26 protein-coding genes are annotated in these 26,573 nt (G+C 69.3%); 12 read left to right on the top strand and 14 right to left on the bottom strand.

What is annotated here, in order from left to right; genetic code table 11:
- Positions 1-24: 24 nt before the first annotated feature.
- Complete coding sequence (locus ACO0E1_RS16505) at positions 25-3,297, top strand: DEAD/DEAH box helicase (protein WP_422875165.1); 3,273 nt, start codon at positions 25-27, stop codon at positions 3,295-3,297.
- Positions 3,298-3,312: 15 nt separating this feature from the next.
- On the opposite strand, the gene ACO0E1_RS16500 is transcribed toward ACO0E1_RS16505, so the two are convergent.
- Both ACO0E1_RS16500 and ACO0E1_RS16495 read right to left on the bottom strand, forming a co-directional pair.
- Positions 3,313-3,861, bottom strand: coding sequence for a cysteine hydrolase family protein (locus ACO0E1_RS16500; RefSeq protein WP_422875164.1), 549 nt, complete (start codon positions 3,859-3,861; stop codon positions 3,313-3,315).
- A 10-nt stretch (positions 3,862-3,871) separates the two neighbouring features.
- On the bottom strand, positions 3,872-4,651 hold the full coding sequence (locus ACO0E1_RS16495; RefSeq protein ID WP_422875163.1) for an aldo/keto reductase: 780 nt from the start codon (positions 4,649-4,651) through the stop codon (positions 3,872-3,874).
- A gap of 85 nt (positions 4,652-4,736) precedes the next feature.
- Between ACO0E1_RS16495 and ACO0E1_RS16490 the strand changes: the two genes are divergently transcribed.
- The 3 genes from ACO0E1_RS16490 (at position 4,737) to ACO0E1_RS16480 (ending at position 7,101) form a co-directional block, all read left to right on the top strand.
- Positions 4,737-5,516 (top strand): HNH endonuclease family protein, encoded by a 780-nt coding sequence (locus tag ACO0E1_RS16490; RefSeq protein WP_422875162.1) that lies wholly within the window; start codon positions 4,737-4,739, stop codon positions 5,514-5,516.
- A gap of 82 nt (positions 5,517-5,598) precedes the next feature.
- Positions 5,599-6,384, top strand: coding sequence for an SDR family oxidoreductase (locus ACO0E1_RS16485; protein ID WP_422875161.1), 786 nt, complete (start codon positions 5,599-5,601; stop codon positions 6,382-6,384).
- A 57-nt stretch (positions 6,385-6,441) separates the two neighbouring features.
- On the top strand, positions 6,442-7,101 hold the full coding sequence (locus tag ACO0E1_RS16480) for a GOLPH3/VPS74 family protein (protein WP_422875160.1): 660 nt from the start codon (positions 6,442-6,444) through the stop codon (positions 7,099-7,101).
- A 64-nt stretch (positions 7,102-7,165) separates the two neighbouring features.
- Here the strand turns inward: ACO0E1_RS16480 and ACO0E1_RS16475 are convergent, their stop codons facing one another.
- Genes ACO0E1_RS16475 through ACO0E1_RS16460 form a run of 4 tightly spaced genes read right to left on the bottom strand, consistent with a single transcriptional unit; the run spans position 7,166 to position 11,383 of the window.
- The gene (locus tag ACO0E1_RS16475; protein ID WP_422875159.1) at positions 7,166-8,164 is read right to left on the bottom strand and encodes a phosphotransferase family protein; all 999 of its coding nucleotides are present in this window, start codon (positions 8,162-8,164) and stop codon (positions 7,166-7,168) included.
- 44 nt (positions 8,165-8,208) lie between these two features.
- A complete protein-coding gene (locus ACO0E1_RS16470; protein WP_422875158.1) occupies positions 8,209-9,078 on the bottom strand; it encodes a carbohydrate ABC transporter permease in 870 nt (289 codons plus the stop codon).
- A complete protein-coding gene (locus ACO0E1_RS16465; RefSeq protein WP_422875157.1) occupies positions 9,078-10,037 on the bottom strand; it encodes a carbohydrate ABC transporter permease in 960 nt (319 codons plus the stop codon). Before ACO0E1_RS16465 ends, ACO0E1_RS16470 begins: the two co-directional genes overlap by 1 nt.
- Positions 10,034-11,383, bottom strand: coding sequence for an ABC transporter substrate-binding protein (locus ACO0E1_RS16460; protein ID WP_422875156.1), 1,350 nt, complete (start codon positions 11,381-11,383; stop codon positions 10,034-10,036). The genes ACO0E1_RS16465 and ACO0E1_RS16460 overlap by 4 nt, the downstream gene beginning before the upstream one ends.
- Positions 11,384-11,528: 145 nt before the next feature.
- Here ACO0E1_RS16460 and ACO0E1_RS16455 point away from each other — a divergent pair, with 145 nt between their 5' ends.
- Positions 11,529-11,957, top strand: coding sequence for an SseB family protein (locus ACO0E1_RS16455; protein WP_422875155.1), 429 nt, complete (start codon positions 11,529-11,531; stop codon positions 11,955-11,957).
- A gap of 323 nt (positions 11,958-12,280) precedes the next feature.
- On the opposite strand, the gene ACO0E1_RS16450 is transcribed toward ACO0E1_RS16455, so the two are convergent.
- The 4 genes from ACO0E1_RS16450 to ACO0E1_RS16435 all read right to left on the bottom strand — a co-directional run bounded on the left by ACO0E1_RS16450 (position 12,281) and on the right by ACO0E1_RS16435 (position 17,499).
- Positions 12,281-13,048: a nuclease-related domain-containing protein gene (locus ACO0E1_RS16450; RefSeq protein ID WP_422875154.1), complete on the bottom strand. Its 768-nt coding sequence runs from the start codon at positions 13,046-13,048 to the stop codon at positions 12,281-12,283.
- An 82-nt stretch (positions 13,049-13,130) separates the two neighbouring features.
- The gene (locus tag ACO0E1_RS16445; RefSeq protein ID WP_422875153.1) at positions 13,131-13,487 is read right to left on the bottom strand and encodes a DUF4190 domain-containing protein; all 357 of its coding nucleotides are present in this window, start codon (positions 13,485-13,487) and stop codon (positions 13,131-13,133) included.
- Positions 13,488-13,618: 131 nt separating this feature from the next.
- A complete protein-coding gene (locus tag ACO0E1_RS16440; protein WP_422875152.1) occupies positions 13,619-13,993 on the bottom strand; it encodes a PH domain-containing protein in 375 nt (124 codons plus the stop codon).
- Positions 13,994-14,043: 50 nt separating this feature from the next.
- On the bottom strand, positions 14,044-17,499 hold the full coding sequence (locus tag ACO0E1_RS16435; protein ID WP_422875151.1) for a TM0106 family RecB-like putative nuclease: 3,456 nt from the start codon (positions 17,497-17,499) through the stop codon (positions 14,044-14,046).
- 82 nt (positions 17,500-17,581) lie between these two features.
- On the opposite strand from ACO0E1_RS16435, the gene ACO0E1_RS16430 reads away from it, so the two are divergent.
- From ACO0E1_RS16430 to ACO0E1_RS16405, 6 genes are all read left to right on the top strand, one after another.
- Positions 17,582-17,860 carry a hypothetical protein gene (locus ACO0E1_RS16430; RefSeq protein WP_422875150.1) on the top strand — a complete coding sequence of 93 codons (279 nt, stop codon included), beginning with the start codon at positions 17,582-17,584 and terminating at the stop codon, positions 17,858-17,860.
- A complete protein-coding gene (locus tag ACO0E1_RS16425; protein ID WP_422875149.1) occupies positions 17,857-19,662 on the top strand; it encodes an alpha/beta hydrolase in 1,806 nt (601 codons plus the stop codon). Before ACO0E1_RS16430 ends, ACO0E1_RS16425 begins: the two co-directional genes overlap by 4 nt.
- A 4-nt stretch (positions 19,663-19,666) precedes the next feature.
- On the top strand, positions 19,667-20,161 hold the full coding sequence (locus ACO0E1_RS16420) for a hypothetical protein (protein ID WP_422875148.1): 495 nt from the start codon (positions 19,667-19,669) through the stop codon (positions 20,159-20,161).
- A gap of 385 nt (positions 20,162-20,546) precedes the next feature.
- Entirely contained in the window at positions 20,547-21,020 is a 474-nt protein-coding gene (locus ACO0E1_RS16415) for a hypothetical protein (protein ID WP_422875147.1), read from the top strand.
- 54 nt (positions 21,021-21,074) lie between these two features.
- Positions 21,075-21,575, top strand: a complete 501-nt coding sequence (locus tag ACO0E1_RS16410; protein ID WP_422875146.1) for a hypothetical protein — start codon at positions 21,075-21,077, stop codon at positions 21,573-21,575.
- Positions 21,576-21,631: 56 nt separating this feature from the next.
- Positions 21,632-22,096, top strand: a complete 465-nt coding sequence (locus ACO0E1_RS16405; protein WP_422875145.1) for a hypothetical protein — start codon at positions 21,632-21,634, stop codon at positions 22,094-22,096.
- Positions 22,097-22,611: 515 nt separating this feature from the next.
- On the opposite strand, the gene ACO0E1_RS16400 is transcribed toward ACO0E1_RS16405, so the two are convergent.
- The 3 genes from ACO0E1_RS16400 to ACO0E1_RS16390 all read right to left on the bottom strand — a co-directional run bounded on the left by ACO0E1_RS16400 (position 22,612) and on the right by ACO0E1_RS16390 (position 25,005).
- Positions 22,612-23,412 carry a hypothetical protein gene (locus tag ACO0E1_RS16400; RefSeq protein ID WP_422875144.1) on the bottom strand — a complete coding sequence of 267 codons (801 nt, stop codon included), beginning with the start codon at positions 23,410-23,412 and terminating at the stop codon, positions 22,612-22,614.
- 40 nt (positions 23,413-23,452) lie between these two features.
- On the bottom strand, positions 23,453-23,977 hold the full coding sequence (locus ACO0E1_RS16395) for a GrpB family protein (protein WP_422875143.1): 525 nt from the start codon (positions 23,975-23,977) through the stop codon (positions 23,453-23,455).
- An 83-nt stretch (positions 23,978-24,060) separates the two neighbouring features.
- The gene (locus ACO0E1_RS16390; protein WP_422875142.1) at positions 24,061-25,005 is read right to left on the bottom strand and encodes an ADP-ribosylglycohydrolase family protein; all 945 of its coding nucleotides are present in this window, start codon (positions 25,003-25,005) and stop codon (positions 24,061-24,063) included.
- Between the two features lie 83 nt (positions 25,006-25,088).
- Here ACO0E1_RS16390 and ACO0E1_RS16385 point away from each other — a divergent pair, with 83 nt between their 5' ends.
- Positions 25,089-25,724 (top strand): NUDIX hydrolase, encoded by a 636-nt coding sequence (locus tag ACO0E1_RS16385; RefSeq protein WP_422875141.1) that lies wholly within the window; start codon positions 25,089-25,091, stop codon positions 25,722-25,724.
- A 118-nt stretch (positions 25,725-25,842) separates the two neighbouring features.
- Here the strand turns inward: ACO0E1_RS16385 and ACO0E1_RS16380 are convergent, their stop codons facing one another.
- Positions 25,843-26,535 (bottom strand): SDR family oxidoreductase, encoded by a 693-nt coding sequence (locus ACO0E1_RS16380; RefSeq protein WP_422875140.1) that lies wholly within the window; start codon positions 26,533-26,535, stop codon positions 25,843-25,845.
- Positions 26,536-26,573: the final 38 nt, after the last annotated feature.

Here is a 26,573-nt window from a genome sequence, read left to right as displayed (position 1 = left end):
AGTGGTAGCTGGCACGATGGACCCGTGCCAGCCGCCCCGATGATCGACGCCGTCGACGTCATCCGATTCGTCGGGCCGCAGACCTTCGGTCGCGCGCGGGACATCGTCCGCCGCGGGCTCGTCGACGACGCCACCTGGCACGACGACGGCACGATCACCGGGGTCGTGGCCGGCTCCGCCGACGAACCGTACGAGGTCCACGTCGACACCACCGCCGCACGCGGCGAATTCGTCCGCCCCGTCCGGTCCCGCTGCGCGTGCCCGATCGGCGGCGAGTGCAAGCACGTCGCCGCCGCGCTCCTCACCATCAACGCCCGTGCCGTGGCCGCGCACGCCGGCCCACGACCGGAAGAACCGGCTCCGCCGGCCCCGGACTGGAGGCACGAGGTCGCCCGCCTCGCCGGCGACACCCCGCCACCGGTCACGTCCACCACCTCGACCCCGCTGGGGCTGCAGTTCGAGCTCCGCGACGCGGTGCCCGCCCGCATGGCTGCGCGCGCTCGATCGGCCGGTCGGGCGCTCCCGACGGCGTCCCGGTCGGTACGCCTCGGCGTCCGACCCGTGACCCGCAGCGATGCCGGCAACTGGGTGCGTGGGCAGCTCACCTGGGGCACGCTCCCGTACTCGATGAACCGGCTCGGCCTCGGCGCCGAACAACACGCGTGGTTCCTGCAGTTCGCCGCCCTGCACCGTGCGGGAGCCCTCGCCGGGCTCCCCGGGGAGAGCGACTGGATCCACCTCGACGACTTCCAGAGCCCGCTCCTCTGGCCATTGCTGCGACAAGCTCCGTCGCTCGGCGTCGCGTTCGTGACCGGGAAGCGCGAGGGGGGCGCCATGCTCGGCACCGAAGCCCGCGTCCTGCTCGACGTCGCTCGCTCGGACGCCGGGCTCGTGATCGGCACCAGCGCCGTGCTCGACGGCCGCCCCGTGGTGGACGGCGCCGCTCGGCTCATCGGCGACCACGGGCTCTACGTCTTCCGCGAGTCTCCGGAGTTCCGCGTCGAGCTCGCTCCGACGCCGGAGCCCGTGCCCGAGGACCAGCGGCGCATGCTCGTCGAGGGCACCCGGATCCAGGTCCCCGCGGCCGAGGTCTCCGAGTTCCTGGCGGACTGGTCACCACGACTCCGTGGCGCACTCGGGCTGGTCAGCTCGGACGGCTCGATCGAGCTCCCCGAGCGGACTCCCCCGGAACTCGTGCTCACCGTCACGTTCGAACCGGCCCGCGCGCCGCGGACCGACGACGTCGCACACCTGCAGTGGCGCTGGCACGTCGACGGCCGGAAGGACCCGGTGTCGATGCACGGGCCGCTGCCGGACCTGACCGGTGTCCGCGCCGCCGACGACGCGGCGGAGTCGCTGGACTGGTTCGTCGACGGCACGGTCGAGGGCGCAGACGTCGCGGTGCTCGCGAACGAGCTCCTCCCCGCGCTCCCCGACCACGGCGTGCGGGTCGTCGTGCAGGGCGAGCGCCTCGACTACGAACGGCTGACCGGCAAGCCGAACATCCGCGTCACGACGATGCCGTCCGACAAGCACGACTGGTTCGACCTCGGGATCATCGTCAGCGTCAAGGGCAAGGAGATCCCGTTCACGCCGCTCCTGACCGCGCTCGCGAGCAGGCAGCGGCGGCTCAAGCTCGTCGACAACTCGTACCTGTCGCTCGCGGACCCGGCGTTCGACCGGCTGAAGGAGCTCATCGACGAAGCCCGGGACCAGAACGAGTGGGAGCCGTCGCAGCCGATGACGGTCACGCCCCTGCAGGCCGGGCTGTGGTCCGAGTTCGACCAGCTCGCCGACGAGACCGACCACGACGAACGGTGGACGGCCATGGCGTCGCGGCTCCTCGACGCGTCTCCGCCCGGCGACGTCGCCGTGCCGGACACCGTCCACGCCGATCTGCGGCCGTACCAGCTGTCCGGGTACGCCTGGCTGTCGTTCCTCGTGTCGAACGGCATCGGCGGGGTGCTCGCCGACGACATGGGACTCGGCAAGACCCTGCAGGCGCTCGCGATGATCGCCGCACGCAGGGGTACCGAGCCCGACGCCCCACCGTTCCTCGTCGTCGCACCGACCTCGGTCGTCGGGAACTGGGCGGGGGAGGCAGCACGGTTCGTCCCGTCACTGCGGGTCGCCACGATCGAGACGACCTCGTTGAAGGACCCCGCACTCGTCGCCAGGACCGCGGCGGCATCGGACGTCGTCGTGACCTCCTACGCGCTGCTCCGACTCGACGCCCGTGCCTACACGGACCTGCCGTGGTCGGCGCTGCTCCTCGACGAGGCGCAGTTCGTGAAGAACCCGCAGTCGCAGACGCACCGGGCGGCCGCCGAACTGCAGGCTCCCGTGAAGATCGCGATCACCGGCACCCCGCTCGAGAACGGGCTGACCGACCTGTGGGCGCTGTTCTCGATCGTCGCGCCCGGGCTGCTGTCGTCGTGGACGCGGTTCGGCGACGACTACGTGAAGCCCCTCGCCTCCCCCGACCTCCGTGGCGCCGCGCGGCAGGAGCTCACCGCACGCCTGCGCCGTCGTATCCGTCCGCTCATGCTGCGGCGGACGAAGGAGAGCGTCGCCGCCGATCTCCCGCCGAAGCAGGAGCAGGTCGTCCGGGTCACGCTCGACCCGGCGCACCGGGACGTCTACGAACGCACGCTCAACCGGGAGCGCCTCAAGGTGCTCGACCTCATCGACGACCTCGACCGCAACCGGATGATCGTGTTCCGGTCCCTCACACTGCTCCGGATGCTCGCGCTCTCGCCCGCGCTGGTGTCCGGGGAGTCCGAGGACATCCCGTCCGCCAAGCTCGAGCTGCTGCTCGACGAACTGGAGCAGCTCGCGGCAGAGGGCCGTCGGGCACTCGTGTTCAGCCAGTTCACGTCGTTCCTCCGCATGGTGTCCACGGCCCTCGACGACCGCGGCATCGGGTACGAGTACCTCGACGGCTCGACGCGGGCCCGCACGAAGGTGATCGACCGCTTCCGGAACGGCACCGCCCCGGCGTTCCTCATCTCGCTCAAGGCCGGCGGCTTCGGGCTGACCCTCACCGAGGCGGACACCGTGTTCGTCCTCGACCCGTGGTGGAACCCCGCTGCCGAATCACAGGCCGTCGACCGGACCCACCGCATCGGGCAGACCCGGTCGGTGAACGTCAACCGCCTCATCGCCGAGGACACCATCGAGGAGAAGGTCCTCGCACTCGCGGCCCGCAAGGCCCAGCTGTTCGCCACGATGATCGACGACGACGCCCTGTTCGCCGACGACCTGACGGCCGAGGACATCCGCTCGCTCCTCACCTGATCGGACGTGGCACGGTCAGCCGAGTGACGCGGTCCACTCAGCCGTGGTGACCACGTCGGCCTGGCGCGGGAATACCTTCTCGAGCAGCACCCGGTGCACCTCCGGGTCGGAGTCGATGCACGCATCCGACAGCACCGTCAGCCCGAAGTCCAGGTCGGCCGCCTGCCGCACCGTCGACAGCACGACGCCGCTCGTGGCGATGCCGCAGAGCACCAGGTCCCGGACGTCGAGGCCGCGCAGGAGCACGTCGAGGTCGGAACCCGCGAACGCACTCACGCGCAACTTCGTCACCACGATGTCGTCGCCGCCGACCCCGAACGCCGGGTGGATCTCGGTCGCGTCCGGTGATTGCTGCGCCATCCGCGACGCCATGCTCCCGAACATCTTGTTCGTCGCCGCGGCCTCTGGCGCACCGGGTCGGAACGCGACGCGGACGAACAGCACCGGGATCTTCCGCTCCCGCGCCGCCGACACCGCGGCGGTCGCGGCGGCGAGTCCCTCGTCGGTGCCGAGGCGCTCGACGATGCCGTTCTGGTAGTCCATGACGAGGAGTGCGGTGTTCACTCCGCCGACGCTACCTCCCGAGTCCGTCGATGCGGTCGACCTCGTCGTCGGTGAGCTCGACGCGGGCGCCGGCGGCGTTCGAGGCGATGCGCTCCGGCTGGGAGGACTTCGGGATGACGACGAAGCCGTGTGCCACGTGCCAGGCCACGATGACCTGCGCCGTGTCGACGTCGTGCGCCTCGGCGATGGAGACCAGCGTCGGGTCCTGCAGGTTGCTCGCCTTGAAGGGGCTGTACCCCTCGAGCACCACGCCGCGGTCGCGCAGCCCGTCGGCCACGGTCCGGTCGAACTCGGCCGGGCTCCACTTGATCTGGTTCACGGCCGGGGTGACACCGGTCGCCTCGGTGAGCTCGTCGATCTGGGCGAGCGAGTAGTTGCTCACCCCGACGGCCCTCGTCAGGCCGTCCTGTTGCGCCTGCACGACCTGCTCCCAGACGTCCGGTCGCGCCTCGCCGTTCGGCGGCCAGTGCACGAGCCAGAGGTCGAGGTGGTCGAGTCCGAGCTGGTCGAGGCTCTCCTCGATCGTCGCGCGGACACGGTCGGCGTTGTCCGGCGGGAGCTTCGTCGTGACGAAGACGTCATCGCGGGCGAGCCCGGAGGCCGCGACGGCCTTCCCCACACCACGCTGGTTGCTGTAGCCGGTCGCCGTGTCGATGTGCCGGTAGCCGGCCTCGAGTGCTGCGTGTACCGCGGCGGGAGCGTCGGCGTCGGCGATCTGCCAGGTCCCGAAGCCGAGGAGCGGCATCGCTCCGCCGGTCACCGGTACGGACGGTTCTGCGAAATCGGTCATGCCATCGTGTCTACGCGGCGATGTCGGACGCTGCCACCAGGATCGAGGGACACACCACCGAGCACCACCTGGAGCACCACCCACCATGCCGTCACGTCGACGCCGCAGGACCCGCCTGACCCTGACCTCCGCACTGATCGCCCTCGGCATCGCCGTCGTCGGGTACGCCCTCCACACCACGGACGTCCGGCCGACCGAGGCGGACGCGGCACCCACGGCCACCGCGTCCGTCGGCGCGAGCCCGGTCGGCGGACCGACGAACTCGCCGACCGCAGCGAGCGCGCCGGAGCCGAGCCGAGCCTCCAGTCCGGCCGACGTGGCGCGTTCGCGCGCCCTGCTGGCGGCCCTCCCCGTCAAGGGGAAGGCTCCGGCGACCGGGTACGACCGCACGGCGGACTTCGGCACCGCCTGGCTGGACGTCGACCACAACGGGTGCGACACCCGGAACGACGTCCTCGCACGCGACCTGACCGCGATCACCAAGCGCGGCCCGTGCACGGTCACGAGCGGCGAACTCGTCTCCCCGTACACGGGCGGGACGATCGACTTCGTGCGCGGCGACGCCACCTCGACCGCGGTCCAGATCGACCACGTCGTCGCGCTCGAGAACGCGTGGACCACCGGCGCGCAGCAGCTGCCGCAGGCCGAGCGAGAAGCTCTGGCGAACGACCCGGAGAACCTCTTCGCCGTCGACCAGCACTCGAACGCGCAGAAGCGCTCCGGCGACGCCGCGACCTGGTTACCGGCGAACACCGCGTTCCGCTGCACCTACGTGGAGCACCAGATCACGGTGAAGACGACGTACCGCCTGTGGGTCGTCCCCGCGGAGCGCGACGCCATGTCTCGCGTGCTGCAGCAGTGCTGACGTCAAGACGACAGGTGTAGCGTAAGTCTGAGCCGATGCACACGCATCCACTTCATCGTCGAAGACCGCAGGAGGCCTCCCCATGTCCGAACGTTTCACCGACCGCGTCGTCCTCATCACCGGCGGCGGCTCCGGTCTCGGCCGCGCGACCGCCGTCCGCCTGGCGTCCGAGGGCGCGAAGCTCTCCCTCGTCGACGTCTCCGAGCAGGGCCTCGAGGCGACCAAGGCCGCCGTGCTCGACGCGACCCCCGACGCCGAGGTCCTCACCACCGTCGCCGACGTCTCCGACGAAGCCCAGGTCGAGGCGTACGTCGCCGCGACCACCGAGCGCTTCGGCCGCATCGACGGCTTCTTCAACAACGCCGGCATCGAGGGCAAGCAGAACCCCACTGAGTCCTTCACCGCAGCCGAGTTCGACAAGGTCGTGTCGATCAACCTCCGCGGCGTCTTCCTCGGTCTCGAGAAGGTCCTCGCCGTGATGCGCGAACAGGGCTCCGGCAAGGTCGTCAACACCGCCAGCGTCGGCGGCATCCGCGGCGTCGGCAACCAGTCCGGCTACGCGGCCGCCAAGCACGGCGTCGTCGGGCTCACCCGCAACTCCGCGGTCGAGTACGGGCAGTACGGGATCAGCATCAACGCGATCGCACCCGGTGCCATCTGGACGCCGATGGTCGAGAACTCGATGAAGCAGATCGACCCGGAGAACCCGCGCAAGGCCGCCGAGGAGTTCATCCAGGTCAACCCCACCAAGCGGTACGGCGAGGCCCCGGAGATCGCCGCGGTGGTCGCGTTCCTGCTCTCGGACGACGCCAGCTACGTCAACGCCGCGATCGTCCCGATCGACGGCGGACAGTCCGCCAAGTACTGAACGCGGTCAGCGCCTGGAGGCTCGCCCCGACTCAGCCACGAGTGGCACGATGCTGACATGGCTGAGCAACTCACCGTCCCGCAGGCGTTCGCACTGCTCCAGATCGAAGCCGACGGCAAACGCGCCGTCGACGGCCAACGCCTCGACACCGGTCTCGCGGGCGCGGTCCTGGCGGACCTCGCGCTCCGCGGGGCGGTGTCGCTCGAGGGCAAGGAGGTCCGTGTCGTGGACGGCGCCGCCACCGGTGACCCGGTCCTGGACGGGGTCATGGGCACGATCGCGGCTGCGGGTTCCTCCCGCAAGGCGAAGTGGTGGGTGGCGAAGCTCGGCAAACGGCAGCTCCGCGACGACGTCCTCTCCGGCCTGGTGACGCAGGGACTGCTCTCGACCGAACAGCGGTACACCCTCGGGATCTTCGCCTCGACTGCGTACCCCGAACGCGACGGCGCACCGGAGGCCTTGGTCCGTTCGGCGATCGCGGACGTCCTCGCCGAGCGCACTCCTCCCACTCCGTTCACCGCCGCGCTCATCGCGTTGCTCGACGCCACCGGCACGATCCGCAAGCAGTTCGGCAAGGTCGACAAGGCCCTCGTGCAGGACATCGCCGCCGGCAGCTGGGCGTCCCCCGCGGTCAAGGCCGTCCTCCAGCAGATCCAGACCGCGGCGATGGCGGGGATCATCGCGGCGTCTGCGGCGACCTCGGCCTCCACGTCCTGACGCGTGTTCACCAAGTGCTGCGGCGATCCGGTGCCGGGAACCCGCGTCTCGAGGACCGGATCGGTCACGGCCGGATCCGCGGCTCCGCAGCTCCGGCATCCTCGGATGTCGGCGAGCTCGACGAGCTGAGCGCGGACCGGAGCCGCGGTTCGACCAACGACGCCGAGCCGGTCGGCCCGAGGATGCCGGTGAACACGCGGATCGCCTCGTCGCGACCCGGTCCGACGCCGGCCGCGACGGCCTCGGACATCGTCGAGGTCAGGTCCTCGAGCGCTCGGACGCACGCGAACCGCACCATCCGCCGCTCGTCGACGACCACCGGCCCGTACCCGGCACGGAACGCGTCGAGCTGCTCGGGGGTGGCGGGATCGAACAGCACGCTGAACTCGACCAGGTGCAGGTCGATCTCGCGTGGGCCGACGACGGCCTCGTCCCAGTCGACCAGGACCAGCCCGCCGTCCTCCTCGACGAGCACGTTGCCGAGGTGCGGGTCGCCGTGGCACGGAACCGCGTCGCCCGGCGCTCCCGGCACGAGCGTGGTGCCCTCCAGCAGCAGGTCGATGCGGGCACGCGCCTGCCGCCACAGATCGAGCACCGGATCCGTGCCCGACGCAGCTGCTGCGTCGAGCGCGCGGATCTCGGCCACGTAGCGGCGGCGACGCCGCCGGATGCCGCGGCGAGCGCCCTGTCGGCGAGCCGGCAGCGGGAACGCATGTGCGTGCACGTCCGCGAGTAGCGCGCCGTACGCTCGCCATGCCTCCCGGTCGAGCCCGACCGTCGCCGCGTCCTGACCGTCCGACCACCGCGAGAGTGCGAGCCTGCCGCCGGCGCGACGGCTGCGGCGGCGGCCGCCCTCGGTGGGGCGTGACAGTGGGGTGCTCTCGAGTCCCGCCGCTGCCATCGAGGTGACCAACCGGGTGCCGGTGCGGGTCGGACGCGTCGTCCACTTCGCTGCCCAGGCGACGCCGGCGTCGTCGACCACGCGCCAGACGACCGCGGAGGTGTCGGTGCCGCCGGTGACCTCCTCGACGTCGACGGCGCGCACGCCGAAGTCGGCTGCCACCCACCGCCGGGCATCGTCGACGCTCGGACGGGGTCGAGCCGACGTCACCGCAGGCCGCTCCGGGACAGGCCCTCGACGAAGTAGCGCTGGAAGGCGAGGAAGAGCGCGACGATCGGCAGGATCATCAGCAGGTTGACCGCCATGATCGCGCCGTAGTCCGACGTGTACTGCCCCTGCAGCGTGCCGACGATGCCGATCGGCACGGTGAACAGGTCCTGGTTCCCGGACAGCGCCACGAGGGGCCACCCGAACGCGTTCCACTCCCCCATGAACGTCAGCAGCACGAGGACGGCCAGCAGCGGGCGGCACAGCGGGAGCACCACCGACACGAACGCGCGGAAGGGCCCGGCGCCGTCGAGCTGAGCGGCCTCGATGAGTTCGTCGGGCACGGCCAGGAAGAACTGCCGCGCCAGGAAGACCCCGAAGATCGCTGCGGCCTCCGGAAGGATGACCGCCCACAGCCCGCCGTAGAGGTGCAGGCCGATCGAGATGAAGAACTGCGGCACGATGATGGCCTGCGGCGGGATCATCAGCGTCGACAGCAGCACCAGGAACAGCGCGTTGCGCCCACGGAACCGGAGCTTCGCGAACGCGTACCCGGCGAGCAGGTTGCACACGACGGTGATGACCGTGACGACGACCGCGACGAGGAGCGAGTTCCCGAACCACCGCCAGACCGGGAACTCCTGGAACGGTCGCACGAAGTTCTGGAACGTGAAGTGGGCCGGCCAGAGCTGCAGCCCCGGCGCGTAGAGGTCGGCGCGGGTCGAGAACGCCGTGAGCAGCATCCAGTAGAGCGGGAACGCCATCACGACGGTGACGATCACCGCGACGGTGATCCGCAGCCAGAGCAGGCGACCGCGACGCTTCCGCGGTGCCTCGGCTGCGCCGGTGTCCCAGGTGGAAGAGGTCATCAGTCGGCCTGGTCCCGTCCGGCGTTGAAGCGCCACTGCAGCCCCGTGATCAGCAGGGTCACGAGGTAGATCACGATGCCGACGGCCGCGCCGTAGCCGAGGAGCTGCGGCCCGTGTTCGTCGAACGCCACCCGGTACGCGTACGACACGATCGTCGTCGTGCCGTACCCGGGGCCACCTCGGGTCATCGCCCACACGGTGTCGAACACCTGGAACGAGTAGATGAGGTTCATCACGAGCAGGAAGAACGTCGACGGTCCGAGTAGCGGGAACGTGATCAGCCGGAACCGCTGCCACCCGCTCGCCCCGTCGGTCGTGGCCGCTTCCTGAACAGCCGGATCGACGCCCTGCAGTCCGGCGAGGTAGATGAGCATGTCGAAGCCGATGCGCTGCCACAGCGTCATCAGGATCACCGCGGTCATCGCCCAGCCGCCGCTCGACTGCCACTGCACCTGCGGCAGGCCCAGCACGTGCAGGAACTTGTCGATGAAGCCGTTGTTCTGGTCGAACATCCACGCGCCGAGCACCCCCGTGGCGACACCGGACACGACGAGCGGCAGGAAGATGATCGTCCGGAAGAGCGCCCGCCCCGGCAGCACGCCGTTCAGCAGGACCGCGACGCCGAGGCCGATCGCCATCCCGACCGGCACGGTGAAGAGCGTGAAGACGCCGGTGTTCGCGGCCGACTGCCAGAACACCGGGTCGGCGAGCAGCTTGGCGTAGTTGCCGAGCCCGGCCCACTTCGAGCCGCCGAGCGAGTCGAGGTCCTGGAAGCTGATGACGAGCGCGTAGACGAGCGGCAGCAGCGTGAAGACGACGATGAGCACGACGTTCGGCACCAGGAACGCGGTCGCCGCAGCCCCACTGGAGGCCCGGAACGGCCCGGCGGTCCGCCGCGGTCCGCGCCGCACGGCTCCACCCGCCGTGGCACCTCCGATGCGCTCCGCCGCGCCCGTCATGCGGACACCGCCGCATCGACCGCGGCGTCGATCGCCCGCACTGCGGCATCGGTGCTCCGCCCGTGGAAGGCCAGTTCGAGCTGGTCCTGCAGGGCCGTGTTCACCGACGCGAACCCAGGGACCACGGTCTCACGCACCGCGGTCTCGGTGATCGTCGTCGCCTGCTGCGTGAAGACGTCCATCACGTCCGGTCGCACGGCGTAGTCCAGGTCGGTCGACGCCAGGCTCCGGAGCGTCGGCAGCTCGTTCGCCCGCTGGCAGAAGTCGCGCATCTGGTCCTCCTCCACCAGGAACTTCAGGAAGGCAGCCGCGAGCTCGGGGTTCGCGGTGTCGCGGGTCGCGACGATCGCGTTGCCGCCGAGGTCGGACGCCGCTGCCCGGTCGCGCGGCATGTAGGTCGTCGCCCATTCGCCGCCCTGGTACCCGTTCGCGGTGTCCGCGAGTTCCGGCACCAGGAAGTCACCGATGAACGTCATCGCGACCGTCTGGTTCAGGAAGAAGTTGTCCGAGTAGACCGTCGTCTTGATGGTGTTGTTCGCAGGCACCCATCGCTCGTCGAAGAACCGCTGCGTGAACGCCATCGCCTTCCGGCCGGGGTCACCGTCGACCGCCGAGTGCTTCAGCGACGGCGTCAGGAGCGATCCGCCTGCCTGGTAGAGGAAGCTCGCCCACCGGTAGGCGCCCGCCGCCGTCCAGTCGTACGCGAACGGGTACTTGTCGTCGGGCAGCGTCTTCCGGAGCTTCGTGCTCACCGCCGCGAACTCGTCCCAGGTCCAGGCGTCCTCGAGCCGGTCGGGCACCGCGCCGATGCCCGCCTCATCGAGTGCCTTGCGACTGAACGCGATCGCCGACGTGTCGGTCTGGTGCGGCACGCCGTAGGTGCGTCCCTCGAACCGGACCGCGTCGTACAGCGCCGGCAGGAAGGCCTCCGACTCCGTCGCGCTCAGGTACGGCGTCATGTCGAGCAGCACGCCGTGCGAGGTGTACTTGCCGATGCTGGTGTAGTCGACACGGAACACGTCCGGAGCCGTCCGCGAGAGGATGCCGCGATCGATGCCCGAGAAGAACCCGTCGTACGGCAGCGTCTGAAGCTCGACCGTGGCCTTCGGGTGCCGCGCCTCGAACGCCTTCTTGACCCGGGCGAACCCGGTGTTCTCGCCGTCGCTGCCGCCCCAGAACGCGAAGCGGAGCGTGCCTTCGACCTCGCCGATGTCGGCCTTCGATCCCGCGGCGGCACTGCTCGGCGCCGGGCCGTTGTTCGCGACGCACCCGCTCAGCGCCGTCGCGGCTGCGACTCCGAACGCGCCGGCGAGCAGCGATCGACGGGTCAACTGCGATGGTGGCACGGCACTCCTCGGACGACGTCGGCACTGGATCGGGGCACTGGATCGGACTGTATGCCCCGGCTCCGACACCGGTGTCCGGAGTGCGCATCCAGGCCCGTGGACGTCGCGCGTGGGACCATGGCCGTCCACCACTCGGAGGAGCACGATGAGCAACGACCACTCGACCGGCTCGGCATTCGGCCGCGGAGTCGAGAACACCGCGTCGACCGCAGCGAGCGAGCTCCGGCGGCGCATGGCGTCGTCGGCGGCCGGGTTCCTCGGGAGTGCCGCATGGGTGCCGTGGAGGTCAGCGGATGATCCGGACGGCGGGAGCATCGCCCACGTGATGATCCGCGACCGCCCGTTCGTGCCGGTGTTCACCGACCCAGCTGAGCTCGCCGCGGGTCTTCCGGACGCCGAGGCACGCCCGGTCCGGATGGCCGAGCTCGTGACCGCGGTGCCCGACGAGTTCGGCATCGTGATCGACCCGACCAGCAGCGACGCGGCGAACTTCCTGCACGCAGACGCCCTCGCCGCCATCCGCGCCGAGCTCCGTGGCGCGGCCGCCCTCGACGACGAGGCGGACGAAGGCTGACCCGACGTCCCGGTCGAGGGACGTTTCCGGTCGACGGACGTTTCCGGTCGACGGACGTTTCCGGTCGGCCCGATGACGAATCCGGTTCCCGAACCGCGGGTTTTGCGAACCAGATCCGTCAGAGTTGGTTCTGCATCGCTGATCCACCGGCCAGGTTCTTCGGGCCGGAGCATGACCACCGTCTGCGTCTTCTTCCCGGGGCGCATGCCTGCACGCAACGGCGGACTGACGCGCACGGCGCTCGGTACGAGCCGTGTTGCGGTTTCCGGTTTGGCCGATCCGGTTCTCAGAAGCCGGCGATCCTGAACCGGATCGGCCAATTCTCAAGTGCTTGCGAGCGCCTGCGCCGCTTGAGCCCACCAGTAGCCGAGGACGGCCCCGGCGGGCGCCGCGAGCAGCGCGAGCGCGACCGCTCGACGCATGAACCGCCGTTGGCGCGCGGCTTGGGCGATCTCACGCTCGAGTCGCTCGAAGCGCTGCACGTGCCGGAGGGTGTCGTTGATGACGACCGCCTCCACGTGCCACGTACCGCGTTCCTCGGCGAGCATCGCCAGGTACCGGACCGCTTCATCGGAGTGGATGCGCGCCTGCGAGTTGATGTGGCGGCCGACTTCGTTCGGACGGAGCACCGGCATCGGCGGCGGCGTGTGCCCGAACTTCAGGCTGGCCGACTCGACCACGATCAGCGGCTGCACCCGGACCGGACCACCGGCGACGGCCGAGAGCAACTGACTCGCTCTGGCGCCCTCCTGCAGTGACTTCCGGACGTGCGGCAGCTTCCGGCCGTTGATCGAGAGCGAGTGACCGCCGACCCACACATCGCGATCGGCGTGGTTCTTCGTGTTGATCGAGAACACCCCGGTCGGACCGACGACGACGTGGTCGATGTCACCGTCACCCGTGCCGACCGGAACCGCGTGCAGGACCGTGTACTCCGGTCCGAGCATCTCGAGCTGTGCCGCGACCTGCCGCTCCCCCTGCGCGCCCTTGAACCAGGACTCCGCCTCGGGTTGGAGCGGGCGGTGCCCCCAGAGTCGCGCCCAACCCGACCTTGCCGGTCCGTCGGCCTGGATCGCGAGGCACTGCTGCATGACCGCGTACCCGGGCTTCCGAGCACGAAGCGTCAGTGGCGCCGCTCCACGCGGGCGGGTTGCTTCCAGATCGACTGCCACGTCAATCGGCCGTTCCGGCAAGCCCGGCCATCAGGAGCACGAAGAAAGCGACGGGAATGCCGCAGAGCACGATCGCCGTGATCGCCTGGCCCCGTCCACGGTTCCCGCGGCTCGGCGCACGACGGAGACCGACGATCCCGAAGACGAGACCGAGGACAGCCATGGGCGCGGCGAGCCACCACGTGAGCGCGAGACTGAAGGAGGTGCCGGCTCCGATGATCCCGAGCACCATACCTGCCACGGCGATCCCGTTCGTCGGGAGCGGTGCAACGGCGACCAGTGGAACGAACCCCCATGGCGTCTGGTGCACGGGCAGGCCGTTGATCGACGCGACGCCGGAGCCGGGAATCGGGAACACAATCGGCTGCGCCGACGGAACAGGTCGAGCTCTGAAGTCCCCGCGTGGCACCGAAGCGTCCGCCAACGGTTCGGGTGATGGCAGGTCCCAGCCGTCGGCGGGGATTCGATCGTTCCCGTTCACTGTTCTGCCTACAGCACGTGGTGCGCGATGAGCTTGCCGAGATAGGTGATGTCGAACCTGCCCTTGAACTCGAGCTTCACCTTGCCGAGTCCGCTGAACCAGAGCTCGAGTTCGGCATCGAGGTCGAACGTGCCCGCAGTCTCCACGGAGAACGCCTGGATCTTGCTGTACGGCAGCGAGGTGAAATCGCGCTTCTTCCCGGTCATGCCCTGCACGTTCACCGCGATGACGCGCTTGTCCGTGAAGACGACGAAGTCACGGATGGTCTTCGCAGCCACGAGGATCTGTTCTCCGTCGAGCAGCAGCGCCGAAACCTGGGGAGCGATCTCCGCGGGATCGCACTGCGAGAGCTTGAAGACGGAGCCGTTACTGAAATCGATCACCCCTCAAGATTAGGAGTGACGACGACGGCGGACACGCCCCCGTCTGGGCGTCAGCGCGGGGCGACCAACTCGATGAAACGGGACAGCAGGGACAGGCCGGGGATCGACGGCGGCAGCGCCGTCGTCAACGCCGGCGAGTGCACGAGGTACGCCGCCCACTTCGCACGCGAGAGCGCCACGTTCAGGCGGTTCGGCATGAGCAGGAAGTCGAGCCCCCGTGGGATGTCAGCAGCGCTCGACGCGGCGAGCGACACGATCGACACGACGGCCTCCCGTCCCTGGAACATGTCGACCGTCCCGATCTGCGTGCCCGTGAGCCCAGCTCGGTCGAGCTCCTGACGGATCGCCGCGCCCTGCGCGTTGTAGGGCGCGACGACGATGACGTCCTCGTCGGTCAGGGTCCGGACCGTGTCGCCCTCGGTCCACGACCGGCCGACGACGTCCCTCGCCAGGGACACCACGCGTGCAGCTTCCTCGAGCGACGACGTCGTGTTGCCCGCGTGCACGACCGGCACCGGGTGCACACCGGCGTCGATGCCGTCGAGGTGCCGCCCGGTCGCCATCGACGTGAGCTGCCCGTTGTAGGACAGCCCCGACACGGCCGACGTCAGCGCCGGCTCCATCCGCCGGGTCCGCGCGAGGAAGTACCCGAACTCGGCAGGCAGGACGTGTTCGCCGTCCGCCAGCCACCCGAGTGCCGACTCGTCGACGGGCTCGGGGTGCGATCCCTGCGAAACCTGCGGCAGCTGCTGCGGATCCCCGAGCAGGAGCAGCCGGGTCGCGGCGATCGAGGACGCGATCGTGGGGGCGAGCGAGAACTGTCCGGCTTCGTCGACGACGAGCAGGTCGAGGGAGCGCCGCGCGATCGTCGACTCGTTCGCGAACGTCCACGCGGTGCCGCCGACGACTCCCCCGGTGCCGCTCTGCTCGCACGACTCAAGGAACGCGGCGATCGCGGCACCGTTCTTCACGGGGGTCCACGCCGCCGCCTCGATCTCGTCGGCCTCGGCGCCGGCCTTCGGCTGCTTCACGACGCGGTCGGCCGGCACGCCCGCTCGCACCACCGAGGTCAGGAAGTTCTCGCTCGTCGCGTGCGACTGTCCCACCACTCCCACGCGCCAGCCGTGCTCACGGACGAGCCGTGCGACGACGTTCGACCCGACGTAGGTCTTGCCCGTTCCCGGAGGACCCTGGATCGCCAGGTACGACCGGTCGAGCCCGAGCAGCGTCGAGACCACCGCGGCGACGGTGTCGTCACCGACCACGGGCGCGATCGCACCGCGCGGAGGCACCCGCCGGAGCAGGTCGAACGCCGGGTCCGGCAGCATCGCCGGCAGGGCGTCGAGGACCTCGGCGCCCCACTCGGCGATCGCCTCGGGCTGGGGCTTTGCGCGCGGCGGTGACGACGGGGCGAGCGCGACCGGGAACTCGTGGTGCGGCTCCCCACCGACCGGCAGGCGTTCGAGCACGAGTACCTCTGTCGCGTCGCCGTTGTCGTGGACGTCCAGGATCACGGCGCGGTCCGTCGCTCCCTTCGACCCGGGGCCCGGTGAACCGACCGATGGCGGAGGCGGGTCGTCGTAGACGAGGTGGGGCGAGCCTCCAGGCCGGAGCCGACTGCCGGGCGCGAGCGTCCCCGACAACCGGAGCTCTCGGGACTGCGAGCGGGCACGCGGCAGCATGTCCCAATCGCGCTCCACGCACGCACGCTCCACGACGAGGACGTCGCGAGTGTCCGCCCACTCGTCGACCGGGTTGCGGAGCCGGTCGAAGTGGTCCTGCCAGAAGGTCTTGGCTTCGCGGCGGTGGTAGTCGATCGCGGCCGCGGCGAGCGCCAGAGCGGTCTGGTCCGGCGTGCGGTCGAGCGCCTCGACGTGCTCCAGCTCAGAAGCCAACGCGACGTACACAGGGTTCGGCTCGCGCTCGACGGGGATCGGCGGCAGGTCGAGTTCGGTCGGCGCGTCGGTGGACGGCGGCCGGAGCGACAGCAGCCAGTCGCGCAGCCGCAGGGTCGAGCGGCAGTCGTAGGCGTTGTAGTCCGCGACCTGGTCGAGCATCCGCTGGCCCTCGGCGGCGTCCCCGTTCCGGAGTTCCTCGATCGCGTCGACGTAGGCGGTGATGCTGTCCGCGGCGTTCGTCACGTCGCTGAGGCGCAAGTCCTCGCCCATGTAGAGGGGCTCGAGCTTCTTGATCGAGTAGCTGTGGCTGCCGACGACGAGCGCCTTGCGGACGATCGGGTACAGATCGACGAGCACTCCAGCGCGGAGCAGGTCGTCGACGGCTTCCTCGCCGACGCCGTGCCGCGCGGCGAGGGACAGCAGGTGCGTCCGCTCGTAGGCGGCGTAGTGGTAGACGTGCATGCCGGGGTGCTCCCGCCGACGCTCCTCGATGAACGCGAGGAAGTCCACCAGGGCCTGTCGTTCGTCTCGGATCGTGTGCGCCCAGAACGCCGTGAACTCCGCGCGGTCGTCGACCAGGCCGAAGAGGTAGTCGAGCCCCCAGTGGACGCCGTCCTCGGTGTGGAGCGGGTCCCCCTCGAAGTCGAAGAACACGTCGCCCGCGTCCGGTACGGGGATCGCGTCGAGGGCTGTTGCGTCTGCCAGCTCCCATGCCGGCTTCTTCGTCGCCGTCCGCTCCGACTCGACCTGGAGGCTCGCCTGCCGGACCAGGCGACCTTGCGTCGTGCTCGACATGCCGGGCACCGGTGCGGTGCGGACCGCCAGGTCGTCGATCGTCAGCACCCCCTGCCGGATCAGCTTCGTCCGCTGGTCGAGGCGCATCCCGGCGACGAGGACCAGGTCACGGTGCTGCTCCACCTGGGTCTGGCAGACGGAGCAGCGACCGCAGCTGCTGTACCGCGGATCGCCCCACCGAAGGGGTTCATCCGCTGCGATCCGCTCGGCGATCAAACGTGTGAGCTCGGCGCGCTGCGTGCGGTACACCGGCGTGATGTCGGCCAGGTCGTGCGTGGTCGTCGTCCGGTCGCCGAGGACCAGGTGGACCTGCTCGCCCGTCGGGATGTCATGTGCGCGCATCTGCTCGGCGTAGGCGGCGAGCTGCAGCAGGGCGCTGATCTTGGCGTGGCGGGCGAGCTTGGTGTCGTAGACCTCGTACTCGCCGCGGTCGTTGCGGATGATGAAGTCCGCGAAGCCGATGAAGCCCGCCTCGTCCGCGGTCGGCGGTCGGTGGAACGTCGGCTGGTAGAGGACGTCCGCGCCCGTGCGCATGGTCTGCAGTGTCGCTTCGGCTGCTGCGTTGTACTCGGGCGGCGCCGGGCGGTCGAACTCCACGACGTCGTGGTTCGCCTTGAGGATCTCGACGTAGTCGAGCTCGTGCTTGTCCCCGAGCTTCGCCGTCCGGTCGAGCATGTCGTCGTGCGACTCAGGCAGGGCCTCCCCGCGGCCGAGCTTGGCGTCGAGTTTGCGGAGGAACGCCCACTCGCACGACGCCCACGTGGTGAGGTCGCTCGGGCTGAGGAGCGCGTGGCCCTCGGGCGTGATCTGCATTGCTGCACCGTAACAGCGGCGCCCGACACCTGCGGGCGGGCTGATATGCTGCCGGACGTACCACTTCGGGGGAAGGAACACCGTGACGGACGTCGTCATCGACGCGGGGGCAATCCGCGGCATCGCCGGCAAGATCGAGCAGAGTCAGACGCAGCTCAGCAGCGCCGCGGTCTCCGTTCTCGGCAGCGCGGACTTCGGCGCAGCCGAGGTGCAGTCCGCGTTCGAGATGTCGCTCCGCGTGCAAACCGACATGATCACCGCGCTCGAGCACAACACGGGCGCCGTCGCGAAACAGGCGCACAGCGTCGTCGCTGGCTTCGAGGACTGGGACGCCTCCCGAGCACGGGCGGCCGGCTCGTGAGCGCGGACCCGACCGCAGGCGACCCCCAGTCGATCCGTTCCGTCGCGCAGCGCCTTCAGCAGCGGTCGTCGAAGATCCGGACCGCTTCGAGCCGGGTGCACCGGCAGGCGGAGGTCGTCTCCGACGGAGAGTGGAAGGCGAAGAACAAGGCATCGTTCGTCTCCGCGGCAGCCGAGATCGGTTCCGGCGGCGAGCGCATCGCGGGCCACGTCGATCGAGCTGCGACCGTACTGATCGCCTACGCCGCGAGGATCGAGCAGATCCAGACCGAAGCGCAGACGATCAAGGCGGCGCAGAGCCGAAATCACCAGGACCTGACCTCGAACGCGCGAGCGGTCGACAAGCTGCAGCAGTCGGACGCCGACGACGCCCCGGCCAAGATGCTCGGGCTCTCCGCCGAAGCAGCCGGCCTGCAGGTGTCGAAGGTCGCGCTCGAGCAGTCGTGGCAGGACCTCGTCGCTCGCCGGAAGGCTGCGGATGCGGAGACCGCGTCGAAGCTCGGTGAATCCGAGGTGATCGGAGCGTTCGCGACGAGCGCTGCAACTATCACGGGTATGACCGACGCGCAGCTGCTCGCGTTCCTCAGCGGGCTGAAGCCGGAGGAGGTCGCCGCGTTCGCCGGCGACAAGGCACTCGCCGATCGCTTGGGAAAGGTGAGCGACCCGAAGGCTGTCGCGAAGTGGTGGTCTGACCTCGGCGGCGACGACGGAAAGGGCTCGAAGGGTGCCCACTCGGCCGCGCAGGATGCGTTCATCGCGGCGTTCCCTGCGGTGATCGGGAACCTCAACGGTGTCGCGTACTGGGCGCGGGACACCGCGAACAGGGCCGAACTCCGGCGCCAGAAGCACGAGTCAGACCTCAGGCTTGCTGACCTGCACACACGCGTGAATGCTGCTGTCGAGCGTGGTCTCCACCCCTACGACCTCGCGAACGAACTGCAGGCTGAACGCGACTTGAACAAGAAGCTCGAGAACTTCGCGAGTGCGGCTCGTGGCAGCCAGCTTCCCCACGACGCGGCGTTCCGCAATCAGCCAGTGCAGATCGTGTCCTTCCGGATGGGCAATCCGCCGCTCGGGGCGATCTCGGTCGGCGATCTCGACGCTGCCGCGAACGTGAGCTACGTCGTGCCAGGCATGGCGACCACGATGGGAGACTCGACGGTGCTGCAGCGGGCTGCTCGTAACATCAAGGAAGTCCAGAACGCCTTCACCGGCGATCCCTCCGAAACTGCGGTCGTGGCGTGGATCAACTACGACACGCCGGTGAACGCACTCGTCGATCCGTTCCAAGTCTTGTCAGATGACAAAGCAAACGCTGGTGCTGATCGGCTCGCAGCTGACCTCGAAGGGTTCCGCGCCACTCGGAGCGACGACACGGTGCTGAACGTCATCGGACACTCGTATGGCACGACGACAGCGTCACTCGCTCTCGCACACGCGGCCGACCTACACGTGCAGAGCTTCGTCAACCTGGGCTCAGCTGGTATCCCCACGTCGATCCACGATGCTGGCGACTTGCATGCCGAGCATGTGTACGCGGGGACCGGAGATGAAAGTGTCGCCGGGCTCGGGCGTTTCGGAAGCGGGCGCACTGACCCAAGCTCTCCCTCCTTCGGGGCAGAACCGCTCGGGACAGGATCGAAGACGCTCGGACCCTCCGGCGCCGTCGCGGGCTCGGATGTTCACGGTGTCACAGTTCATGACCCGATCAAGCACAAGGACACCGACGACCCGTACGGTTATCTGGATCGGAAAACATCGTCGCTCCTCGACACGGCGACGGCGACCCTCAATCCATGGTGAGCGCATGATGCAGAAGAAATCGATGATTGCCGCCTTGGCCGTCGCCGTGACCTTGACCATGACAACGTCAGGATGCTCGGCGACCCCGCGAGATGGGAGCACTGTGGACGAAAAGCAGAGCAAGCAGGCCGCCGAGCAGGCACTCCGTCAGGTGTTCGACGTCGCCGGATCCGAGTGGCCAGAGGAAGAGCGCAATGCGGCGCCAGCGCACGCGGAGTGCACGGCCAATGACGATCCGCATGGTGGGCGGCAAGACCATTGGTACGTGATGGGCTCGGCACCGAGCGACCCGAAGGCCTACATCGACGCCGTGGCGAAGACGCTGCGCGAACACGACCGAACTGTCACCGTGCAATCAGCCGACGGCGGGAAGTACGGCACGCTCTACCAGGCGGTTTCTGACGAAGACGGGAAGCCGATGGTCGCAGTGACCGCGAACCCTCGTACGACCACCGTCACCGTTGAATCGTCGTGTGCGCCCATCGACGAAGAAGGTTGACGTCGTCGGCGACCGGGAATCTCCCAAGCCAAGGACGTTCCTCATCCACCGTTCTGCGACCGTCGCAAAGGTCAGTAGAGCAATCCTGACCAAACGATGTTTGTGTCTGCCATGAATCCGACGAGTTGTGCCTCCGCATCGAACGAACCGGGTACATCTGCGAACGCAAGCGCGAGGGAACAACGAAGGGTCGAATCGCTTGCACGATCGGAAGGGCGGCGGTTGGTCGATGATCTCCGCGCCCTCGATGACAAGGCCATCACATGGGCTCGATGGGACTCGTCTCCCGTCGGCGGGTGTACGGAGGGGCCCGAGCATGAATGGTGTCTCCACGCACGATCTACTCCCCAACAGTGACACGCGCCCGAACTCCCACGGTCACACGATGCGCTCCATCGGCGCTGCGGCGCTGATCCTGACGCTCGCCGTCACCGCAACGGCATGCACTTCGACTCCTGGAGGTTCATTGAACGCGAAACAGGTTTCCGGACGGATGCAGACCTTGGTACGCGACACCATGAAGGTCGCGGGCGGGGAGTGGACTAGTGCAAGCGATGGCCCCGCTCCCGATCCCTGTAGCACTCCCGCCGGCGAGGACGGAGTCACGTTCTCGCGGGACCAGACTGCCCCGGGAGTCGACGATCCGAAAGCGGTCATGGAGCGGGTGGATCAGGCCTGGCGTGACGAGGGGCTTCCGACCAATACCCATAGCGTCGAGCGGGGAGACGGCAAGATCCTGCACCGAGTCGGCTCCACAGGCAAAGACGTCGACTCGATCCTGTTCGCGGCGACAACGAGCCGTATGACGATCGAGGTCCAGTCACTCTGCGGCGAAGGCAATGTCGACGACTTCACGTGATCTCGAATCGATCGACAGCACGGCCCGAGCCACGACCGGAGACTCCCCGACCCGATGACTTCCTTCATCCGCGGCAGGGCGATCGCCGCGCTCATCATGGCGATCACGTGTTCCGTCGCCGCATGCTCCTCGACGAAGGAGACCGCAGCTCTGGACGCCACACAGGCTTCCGAGCAGATGCAGTCGCTGGTCCGCGACACGATGAATGTCGCTCGAGGCCAGTGGACGAGCACGAGCAACGGTCCGACCGCGGACCCCTGCACCACTCCGGACGGTGACGAGGGGGTTTGGTTCTCGTGGGATCAAGACGCCGACGGCGTGAGCGATCCAGAGGCCGTGATGCAGGGTGTTGACCGCGCCTGGCGAGACCATGGCCTCGCGACGACGACACAAAGTGTCGAGCGGGCGGACGGCGAGACCTTGCACCGGGTCGGCTCGGCAGGGCATGACGTCGACTCGATTCAGTTCAACGCCACCACGGGCGGGATGTCTATCAACGTCCGGTCGCTTTGCGGGACGGGCAATGTCGACGACTTCACCAACGACGGCGGTTGACTCGAGTGGTCCGTATCCGCCCCGCTACTCGGGTTCAACCATTGAAGACTGTCGTCATGGCATTCGTGCTCGGCGTTTTGGTCCCCCTCTCCGGCTGCGCCCAGCAGAGTAGCGAGGAGAAGGCACTGGATGCAGACCAGGCACGTGTACACATGCGTGCGTTCGTGCAGTCGACGATGGACCTGACGGGCCTCGATTGGATCAGCCACGGTGGCGCGCCGATCGCATTCGAATGCGGCAAAAGCGACGGCGGGGCTGGGGTCGCCTTCTCGTGGGACCAGCACGCGACGGGCGTCGAACAGCCCGGCGAGCTCGTGAAGAAGGTCGGCGCGGAGTGGGAGGCCAGGGGCTTGTCGCCGTCCTACCGGGACGCCAAGCGAAACGACGGCCTCACGCTGTACTCCGTCGCAGCCGAAGGCGACCCCGTTCGAACCATCTCGTTCAACGCCTCCGAACACCGAACATCGATCCAAGTCGACTCGTCTTGTGGCACCGGGAACATTGCCGACTACGAGCAGTGACGCCACTGCGGGACCATCGACCCATGGTGAACGCATGATGCAGCCGAGATCGACCAATGCCGCCTTGGGTATCGCCGTAGAACTGACCATGACGGTGTCGGGGTGCTCGGCGACTCCGCCAGGAGGGGCCGCCGTGGACGAGCAGCAGAGCAGGCAAGCCGCCGAGCAGGTGCTGCACCAGGTGTTCGACGTCGACGGATCCGAGTGGGTAGAAGTTGAACGCAACGCTGAGCCAGCGCACGCGGAGTGCACGGCCGATGACGATCCGCATGGTGGAAGACAGGACCACTGGAATGCCATGGGCTCAGCGCCGAGTGACCCGAAGGCGTACATCGAGTCCGTCGCGGACATGCTGCGCGAACACCACCGAACCGTTGACTGCGAACCCTCGGACGACAACCGTCACCGTCGAGTCGATGTGTGCGTCCGTTGCCGAACAGGGATGACGCCATGGCGGCTGTCTCTCGCACACGCGGCATCGGCAGATGGAGCGTCGGCACCGCGGACTGAGAACCTCAGTCACCCATCGGCCGAGCCGGCTCATCGATCAAGCACCCCGTTTGAGTGACGAAGGTCCGGTTCTCCGGCGTGTACTTGATGGACCCACCGGCGTTCAGCGTGAGGACGAGCGCACTCGGCCCGTCGACGAAGTCGCCCGCGCCAGCAGCCGACTGCTTCGCCCACGTCGCCGACACCTCGGCCTCAGCGCGGCCCTGGTCGACGGACGACGGCAGGGTGAAGGACTCGAAGTAGGTCGTGCACGGGTTTCCCGCGGGACTGGTTCCCGGACGGGGATGATGGGTTGCGTCACCGGGCGCCTTGACGTACGGAATGTCATCGTCCTCGAACCCCAAGTCGTGCGCGACGGCGTCGACCCGCTTCTGCAACGCGTACTGCGCGTCGTCCGGCCTGAAGTCCGAGCCTGGATCGCCGTCGGCGAAGTAGCCGAGGCGGGCGCGCTCGTGGAACACCGCATCGTCGGTTGGCGCGAACCGGAAGACCGTGAGAGCCGGGGGCACGATCAGCACTCCCACGAGCGTCAGACAGACGATGTCAGTGACGAGCAACCACACGGATGACCGACGCCGACCGTGCCGAAGCATGAACCGGATCACGACACCCAACGCGATCACGGACGGCAGGGTTGCGAGGACCAGCGCAGCATACTGGTAGCCCAGGTAGTCCCCGCTCCCGTGGCTGACCGGCCGCAGCGCGAGCACGATCCAGATCCAGAGCTGCAGCGCCAGTCCGATGCAGGTGCCGACCGACGCCGCAGCGGCCCATCCGATCAGGCCGCGAGTGAGCTTCGACGTCACGGCAGCAGCCTGCCAGACGGAACGCGAGTGACGCCGACGCTCACTTGTCCCACGCCGACGTCGGCGGTAGCCCTCGTCGTGCACGCTCGACGTTGAGGACCTCCTCCACGAGATCCCGCTTCCCCGCTGTGTAGTCCCGCCCGTGAGCGGCTCCGGCGAGCGCCCGCTTCAGCTCCCCGTATCGTGCTCGAACCGCGGGATCCCGGAGCAGTGCGTCGCGGAAGAGCCGTTGGTTGCACGTCTCCCATTCGTCCGCAGCGAACACGTGCAGGATGTGCGTCCGTCGCTCCCCTGTCGAGCGGATGTAGACGCCGTGGTTCTTCGGGCCCCGCCGGTGTTGCTCGTACCCGAGCGGTGCCACGAGCGACGACAGCCCGAACGGGTCAACGTCCGTGGCGCTACGAGCCGCGAGGTCGATGATCGGCTTCGCCACGAGCCCGGGGACCGCAGTGCTCCCGATGTGCTCGATCGCAGTGACGGCCGGGCCCAGCGCGGGAGCGAGCCGATGGGCTTCCGAACGAAACAGCGGGCCCCACTCCGCTCGGTGCTCCACCAGCTCGACCATCCCCCGCAGCCTATCGACGTGCACGGCGGCGCCGGAGGCTCCCCCCATCGAAGCCTCCGACACCACCGAGAACACCGCCGAGGTCAGGCCGCTCGGGCCCGCACCGCCTGCGAGCTCAGCGCGACGAGGTCGTCGGCGCGCAGCCCGGGCCAGCCGTGCAGCAGTTCCCGCCAGTCACCCGGCAGCGCAGACTCGCCGTACAGCGCGCCGGCGAGTCCCCCGGCGATCGCCGCCACCGTGTCGGTGTCGTTGCCCGATCGGACCGCTGCGACGAGGGCGCTCTCGAGCGAGTCACTCCGGAGCACCGCGGCGTACGCAGCCTGCAGTGTGGACACGACCCAGCCGTTCGTCGCGGTGAAGTCGACGGGCTGGCCGGCCTCGGCAGCGGACAGTCGCTCGGCCCACACCCGCCGACGGTCCGTCGGCAGCTGGTCGAGTCCACGCCGAACGTCGAGGGCCCCCGTCAGCACCGCGTGCCGGATCGCGACGCACCAGAGCACGCACGCATCGCCAGCGTCGGCCTCGTAGTGGGTCAGGTCACTGACCGCCCGGGCAGCGTCGGCGAGCCGACGACCGGTGTCCTCCGCCGGGTCCAGGTACGCCAGCACCAGCGGCGCCGTCCGCATCAACGATCCGTTGCCAGCGGAACGACCGCTTTGGTCGTGGACGCGCCGGGCGGACGCCCGCGAGGCGGACGCGGTCCGAGCCTCCAGACCGGCCAAGACGCTGCGTGTCTGGATGCCGACGTCGGGCGCGGTCCGCGCCCAGTCCGCCCAGGCCGCGACGAGCCCGTCGAGCGCCGCGTCGTCCGCGAACGAGCCGCCACGAGCTGCGGTCCGCAGGATCGGGACGGCCATGCTCGTGTCGTCGGTCCACTCCCCCGGTGCCCAGTTGAACGCGCCGCCGCCCTTCATGCGGATGGGCGTCGGCTCCGGGACGGGCGGCTGGAACTCGTAGCCGGCGCCGAGCGCGTCGCCCGCCGCGGATCCGAGGACTGCGCCGATGGCTCGGTCAGTGGTGTTCGTCATGGCCCCTCCAGGTTTACGCAGGTTCGCGTAAACTCAGCATGCACCCGTCAACAGGTTTACGCAAGCATGCGTAAACTCGTGCCGTGACCGAGTACCGCGACGCGAACGGCAGGCGCCTGTCCGACTACCCGCGACCATCCGTCGCGGTCGACACCGCCGTGCTCACCGTTCCGGTCGGCGGAGCGCTCTCGGTCGTGCAGGTCCGGGACCAGACGGACGGCGACTGGCGGTTGCCGGGGACGTTCGTGCACGAGGGTGAGCGGCTCGCGGACGCGGTGCTCCGATCGCTTCGCGACAAGGCGGGCGTGACGGGGCTCGCGCCGAGGCAGTTGCACGTGTTCGACGATCCCTCGCGGGACGACCGCGGGTGGGTGCTGTCCGTGGCGCACCTCGATGTCGTGCCTGCGGCGTCGCTCGACCTCGGGGACGACGCGCGTCTCGTGCCGATCGGCGAGGCGACGGGCATGGTGCACGGGCACGACGACATCCTCGGGTTCGCGGTCGCTCGGCTCCGTGCCGATCATCGTGGGGCGCCGGACCCGCATGGGCTCCTGCCCTCGCCGTTCACCATGTCGGCGCTCCGGGGGCTGCACGAGGCCGTCCTCAGTGAGCGGCTGCTGCCGGACTCGTTCCGGCGGGCGATGGTGCCGTTGCTGACGGCGACGGACGCGAAGGCTGCGGAGGGGCCGGGGAAGCCGGCGACGTTGTACGTGCGGTAGGGCGCGCCACTCACCGGAGCCGCCCGGGTCGCTCTGACTGCGTCCGTCACGAGTTCGGCAACCGACCTGGCCGGGAGGCTCGCCCCACCCCCGGCAGGCGCCGCACGTCCCCGGCGGCTCACCCCAGGCGACCGCCGCCGTCGACGTGCAGCGTGGTCCCGGTGACGAACGTGTTGTCGATCGCCAGCAGTACAGCCGACACAACGTCGGCCGGCGATCCGACGCGGCCCACCGGGTTCGCCCCTGCCGTCTCCTCGAACATCTGCCGCTTGGCATCGTCGCCCATGCCGTCCCACACGCCGGAGTCGATGATCCCCGGAGAGACGGCCACCGCGCGCAGCGGAGCGAGCTCGACCGCGAGCGCCTCGACCAGGAACGACACCGCGCCGTTCGTCGTCGCCATCACGGCCAGTCCCGGTGCCGGCTTCCACGCGGCGACGCCCGAGAAGAGCACGAAGACGCCGCCGGGCCGCATCACCGGGGCGAGGTGCTTCGCGAGCAGGATCGGTCCGACGACCTTGGCTCCGAACGCGCCCTCTACAGCCTGGCGGTCGAGGTCGCCGACGGGGCCGTTGGCGTGCGCCGCAGCGAGGGAGATGACCGCGTCGAACGGGCCAGCTTCGGCGAGGGCGGCGATCGAGGCCTCGTCGCCGAGGTCGGCGTGCACCACGTCGAGGTCCGGGACGTCCGCTGCCGTCCGGGCGGTGTCGCGCGCGCCGATGAGCACGTCGTCGCCGCGGGCCGTGAGCTCGCTCGCGAGGGCACGCCCGATACCGGACCCGCCGCCGATGATGAGGATGCGCTTGGTCATGTCGATTCCTTCCGTTCTGGTGCACAGCGCTTGCTGCA

Origin of the sequence: Curtobacterium guangdongense (assembly GCF_049341845.1) — a bacterium.
Lineage (GTDB): Bacteria > Actinomycetota > Actinomycetes > Actinomycetales > Microbacteriaceae > Curtobacterium > Curtobacterium guangdongense.
Note: the sequence above shows the minus strand (reverse complement) of the source record. Positions and strands in the feature narration are given on the sequence as shown.

Coding starts and splice junctions, on each gene's coding strand:
- ACO0E1_RS16390 (WP_422875142.1), bottom strand. CDS start 25,005: ATGACGAACACCACTGACCGAGCCATCGGCGCAGTCCTCGGATCCGCG.
- ACO0E1_RS16395 (WP_422875143.1), bottom strand. CDS start 23,977: ATGGTCGAGCTGGTGGAGCACCGAGCGGAGTGGGGCCCGCTGTTTCGT.
- ACO0E1_RS16420 (WP_422875148.1), top strand. CDS start 19,667: ATGATGCAGAAGAAATCGATGATTGCCGCCTTGGCCGTCGCCGTGACC.
- ACO0E1_RS16450 (WP_422875154.1), bottom strand. CDS start 13,048: ATGCAGCAGTGCCTCGCGATCCAGGCCGACGGACCGGCAAGGTCGGGT.
- ACO0E1_RS16465 (WP_422875157.1), bottom strand. CDS start 10,037: ATGACGGGCGCGGCGGAGCGCATCGGAGGTGCCACGGCGGGTGGAGCC.
- ACO0E1_RS16470 (WP_422875158.1), bottom strand. CDS start 9,078: ATGACCTCTTCCACCTGGGACACCGGCGCAGCCGAGGCACCGCGGAAG.
- ACO0E1_RS16415 (WP_422875147.1), top strand. CDS start 20,547: ATGCGCTCCATCGGCGCTGCGGCGCTGATCCTGACGCTCGCCGTCACC.
- ACO0E1_RS16455 (WP_422875155.1), top strand. CDS start 11,529: ATGAGCAACGACCACTCGACCGGCTCGGCATTCGGCCGCGGAGTCGAG.
- ACO0E1_RS16435 (WP_422875151.1), bottom strand. CDS start 17,499: ATGCAGATCACGCCCGAGGGCCACGCGCTCCTCAGCCCGAGCGACCTC.
- ACO0E1_RS16405 (WP_422875145.1), top strand. CDS start 21,632: ATGGCATTCGTGCTCGGCGTTTTGGTCCCCCTCTCCGGCTGCGCCCAG.
- ACO0E1_RS16485 (WP_422875161.1), top strand. CDS start 5,599: ATGTCCGAACGTTTCACCGACCGCGTCGTCCTCATCACCGGCGGCGGC.
- ACO0E1_RS16480 (WP_422875160.1), top strand. CDS start 6,442: ATGGCTGAGCAACTCACCGTCCCGCAGGCGTTCGCACTGCTCCAGATC.
- ACO0E1_RS16495 (WP_422875163.1), bottom strand. CDS start 4,651: ATGACCGATTTCGCAGAACCGTCCGTACCGGTGACCGGCGGAGCGATG.
- ACO0E1_RS16410 (WP_422875146.1), top strand. CDS start 21,075: ATGACTTCCTTCATCCGCGGCAGGGCGATCGCCGCGCTCATCATGGCG.
- ACO0E1_RS16380 (WP_422875140.1), bottom strand. CDS start 26,535: ATGACCAAGCGCATCCTCATCATCGGCGGCGGGTCCGGTATCGGGCGT.
- ACO0E1_RS16490 (WP_422875162.1), top strand. CDS start 4,737: ATGCCGTCACGTCGACGCCGCAGGACCCGCCTGACCCTGACCTCCGCA.